Origin of the sequence: Microvirga arvi (assembly GCF_016892765.1) — a bacterium.
Classification (GTDB): domain Bacteria; phylum Pseudomonadota; class Alphaproteobacteria; order Rhizobiales; family Beijerinckiaceae; genus Microvirga; species Microvirga arvi.
This window is the reverse complement of the sequence record NZ_JAFEMD010000142.1, coordinates 1-3,599: the sequence shown is the minus strand read 5'-3', so window position 1 is coordinate 3,599 and position 3,599 is coordinate 1. Positions and strand designations below refer to the sequence as shown.

The window sequence follows — 3,599 nt, the reverse complement described above, 5'->3', positions numbered from 1 at the left end:
CGCCGGACCACGGCAAGGACTGGCGGGCTACGACTGAATATCTCCCATACGGGTAGGTCTGGAGTGCACCAATCGAGATCTCTTCGCCTCGTTCCAAGGGCCAGAGCATTCCAGAATGCATCAAGGCGGAAGGTCGGCTCCTGGCACGAGGCAGACGAAAGCCGAATTTCCGTAATCATAGGGTAAGCCGACCTTCATAAGGCCAAGCCCAAAGGCCTAGTTTGACCCACAGCGGACTTTGAGTTCTCGTCAACACGCTGGACGACGAGTTTGAGTGCTGGGACTCAGAAGGATGATCAAGGAAGCATAGGGTGGCGGCTCACGCTTGGCGTGCTTCACCGTTCTTCATACTCTCCTCAGTACGCGTCGAGCCTTTGGAAGGCCTCAGATCACACTGCATCGCGCCGTTCTCCGAGGTCCCAGTAGAGGCCCGCATTCGTTCGGCCATATCCGCAGGCCAGTGCAGGGTCGGTCTTGCGCGAAGCATGGAACTCTTGCTGTGGAGTACGTCCGGTATGCGATCCTACTGGGGCAGATGAGAGACTGCGCCTGGATCAACGGGCGGTTCGGAGTCCGGATCGGACATTCGTGTGCAATCCTGCCGCCCAGCTTGACGAACTTACTTCATTTCAGGTGTCGCTCGAGTAACCCCAGCAGGTGCGCAAAAGTAGGGAACATGTTGGCATCTGAACACTTGAGGACGGTTTCACAGTCACCGTCCTCCACCGTGATCGTGTAGCTCATGGCGTCCCGGGCGCGCCCAGGGCCGTTGTCCTCGGCCTGAGATGCGGCCCTTGCAGCCTCGATTAGCCTGGAAATTTCCTCTGCGGCTGTTGGCGACAGAGTGCCGGTATCCAGGACCCGGGGAGGGCGGCCAAGCAACATCCCGGCCGCCTGCCCACCATGTTTTGCCAAACTGATCTTCATCCCAGGTCCCGCATCTATCAGAGGCTCCGAAGCCGATGTCAGGAATTTTCGGAGCGGGCGGATCTGGAGTTGCCCGGGCGCGATGACGCTGGCAGCCCTGGTCCTGTTGCCACCCTCTTTCCCTTCAGCGTGCCGACCTCCTTGGTCAGGGCCGTCACCTGGCTGGACAGCGTCTCGATCTGCCGGGCCAGGACGGCCAGGGTGTCTCCTTCGTGGCTATTATCATCGCCAATGATCGTCGCACGGCGCCGCCCCCGACGTTGTGCCGCCGTCACGCCGCTGATTCGGATCCCCACCTCTCGCCATGCAGCCAGCACTGCCTGCTGCTCCACGCTGCCAGTCCGGTACAACTCACCGGCCATGAGATACGTCTTGTCGGCGAATTCCTGGAACTCGGTTGTCGGACCAGAGGCTTTCAAAGCCTCGTACCAGATCAGAGCGGGGGCTTCCCAGGCAAATCCCCCAACTCCGGTGGCCGTAAGGTAGAATGCCTTGTTGGGAATGCCGGAATTGATATGGACGCCGCCATTGTCGCCTTCTTCAGTGTCGGGCAAATGGACAAACTTGCTCATGTGGTCCGGCTGGGGGTCCTTGCCGAAGGTCGCGTTGTCATAGGCTGTGCCGGGCGCCTTCATGGATCGCAGGGCGTCCGCTTCAATGCCGGGGGTGAACACCTCGGCTCCGATCAGCCAGTCTGCCGCTTCGGCCGTTTGTTCAAGCGACCATTGTTTCACCAATGACCCGAACACGTCCGACATCGACTCGTTGAGAGCTCCGGACTGATTCCGGTATTCCAGTCCGGCCACGTGCTCGGTCATCCCATGAGTGAGTTCATGGCCGATCACATCAAGGGAGCTGGTAAAGTCGGTGAACATGACACCGTCGCCGTCACCGAACACCATCTGCTGACCGTCCCAGAACGCGTTGTTATAGCTCGCGCCGTAGTGAACGTATCCGTCGAGACGCATCCCGTGGTCGTCGATGGAATTCCGGTCGAGCACCTCGCGATAGAAGGCTCGGGTGGTTCCCAAACCATCGAATGCGCGATTAACAGAGATGTCGGCGGACGCTTCACCTTGCTCTGTCCGGACCAGGACGGCATCAGGAAGCCACGTGCTGTTCTGGCAATCGAAGATGCTCCGGCGACCATCGGTGGGCGCCACCGAGAGGCCGATCCCAAGAGTGGCCCGCAACGACCGCTGGCCTCGTAATCTGGCTGAATTCAGGAGAGTGTTGAGAGCGGCTTGGCGGACCTGTCTGTTGTCGCTCTCCAGCAGCTTACGAAGAAGGTGTGGAGGAAGGATGCAGTTGAGGCAGCGGCAGGTCCGGGTCATTTGACACCTCCAGCTCAAAACTCATCGACAGATTTACCGTCTACGTCCCGATCATGTTTGTTCGGCAACGACGATGGTCATTCGAATAGAGCTGTATGTTCCTGTAATGTATCATCCTCATCTGGAAAAGATATGCGGACTTCACCACGCCCCTGGCTCACCGAGCGTATCGAGGCTGTAGCCCGTATGCGAACAAGTGAGGAACGGGTCGAGAGCTTGTCAATTACCTCCTTCGGACATCAAAGCCGATCAACTCGACATCCGGTACGAGCGCGAGGGCATGTGCCGCACCATCGTGGTTCCGCTCGGGTCGGCCGGATAGCAGGCAGCCTGAGCCGCGAGCGGATCGGTTTCAGCCGCTCAGTTGGACGCGGCTGTTCCGCAATCCCACGGAGGACCTTCGTCCGGATGGCTTCGGCGAACTAATGCTTCTCCCGCACCGGGATCATAAAGGCGCCTGGTCCTCCGATGACGCTGACGCGGAAGTAGAGAGCGAGGTCCTCAATGTCCCGCAAGCCGTCAGGGCGCTTCAGCATGAGTGGCAGCCTGTTGATGGTGACGCCTTGCGCCACCGCCTCGTCCCAGGCCGCGGTCACGAGGCGGCCCTGGTTGTTGGCGCCATCCCCAGAGATGTCGATCACCTGTGCACCCGTACCCGCCGCATGGCCAAACGGCGTCGAGATCGCCCGAAGACGCCGAGCGCACATCCGATCCTGGGCAACGGCGGGACCAACGAGCCGGCCGGGCGGGCTTAAGGATGGTCAGGGACAGAGATAGCCGCGGTTGCCATCCGAGACGCACCGTGCCCCGTTCGGGAGGATGATCCCGCCCGTCCCGTCAGGCCGCACAACCTCCCCATTCGCCAGCGTGAAACCGCCACCCGGCTCCGCAGCCACCGTCGTACCATCGGGCAGGGTGTACCTGCCGTCGCGGTAGGTCACGCGTCTCGTGTACGTGGGTGCGGATGTTGGTGCCGGGGAGGCGGATGGCATCGATTGCGTCGACCCCAGGTTCGCGGGCGGCACTGGCCGGGCCTGCTGCTCGCCTGACGAGACGCACGCTGACAACGCGACGGACATCAACAGGACGGACAGCAGGCGCATCGGATTCCTCCAAGGCAGGTGATCGGACCTGACTACCGCCGGCGTCCGGCGATAACCATGTCTAAGGCGGGTTACGCCGACCGGGGACTTGGCTCGAAGGACGGTCATGACCAGCAAGCTTCCCTGGCGCCATCGGTCAGCCCTGACTTGGCTGATTGGGCACCGTTGCATTAACCTTGGCCGTTTAGCGAGGGATGGCTAATCGAGGAGCCATCCTGGTGTCGATCTTCAAGCG

The 3,599-nt window shown here is 60.9% G+C and carries 4 protein-coding genes; all 4 read right to left on the bottom strand.

Translation table 11 applies throughout. The features are described from left to right. Positions 1-624: 624 nt before the first annotated feature. Positions 625-927, bottom strand: coding sequence for a protealysin inhibitor emfourin (locus ILT44_RS30040; RefSeq protein WP_204243268.1), 303 nt, complete (start codon positions 925-927; stop codon positions 625-627). 38 nt (positions 928-965) lie between these two features. Beyond that, the gene (locus ILT44_RS30035) at positions 966-2,090 is read right to left on the bottom strand and encodes a M4 family metallopeptidase (protein WP_307826748.1); all 1,125 of its coding nucleotides are present in this window, start codon (positions 2,088-2,090) and stop codon (positions 966-968) included. A gap of 593 nt (positions 2,091-2,683) precedes the next feature. After that, positions 2,684-2,968, bottom strand: coding sequence for a DUF1194 domain-containing protein (locus ILT44_RS30030; RefSeq protein WP_204243266.1), 285 nt, complete (start codon positions 2,966-2,968; stop codon positions 2,684-2,686). 54 nt (positions 2,969-3,022) lie between these two features. Beyond that, positions 3,023-3,364: a hypothetical protein gene (locus ILT44_RS30025; RefSeq protein WP_204243265.1), complete on the bottom strand. Its 342-nt coding sequence runs from the start codon at positions 3,362-3,364 to the stop codon at positions 3,023-3,025. Positions 3,365-3,599 lie beyond the last annotated feature (235 nt).

What these genes read in the sequence shown, in the direction of transcription:
- ILT44_RS30040 (WP_204243268.1), bottom strand. Translation starts at nt 927, where the DNA reads ATGAAGATCAGTTTGGCAAAACATGGTGGGCAGGCGGCCGGGATGTTG.
- ILT44_RS30025 (WP_204243265.1), bottom strand. Translation starts at nt 3,364, where the DNA reads ATGCGCCTGCTGTCCGTCCTGTTGATGTCCGTCGCGTTGTCAGCGTGC.
- ILT44_RS30030 (WP_204243266.1), bottom strand. Translation starts at nt 2,968, where the DNA reads ATGTGCGCTCGGCGTCTTCGGGCGATCTCGACGCCGTTTGGCCATGCG.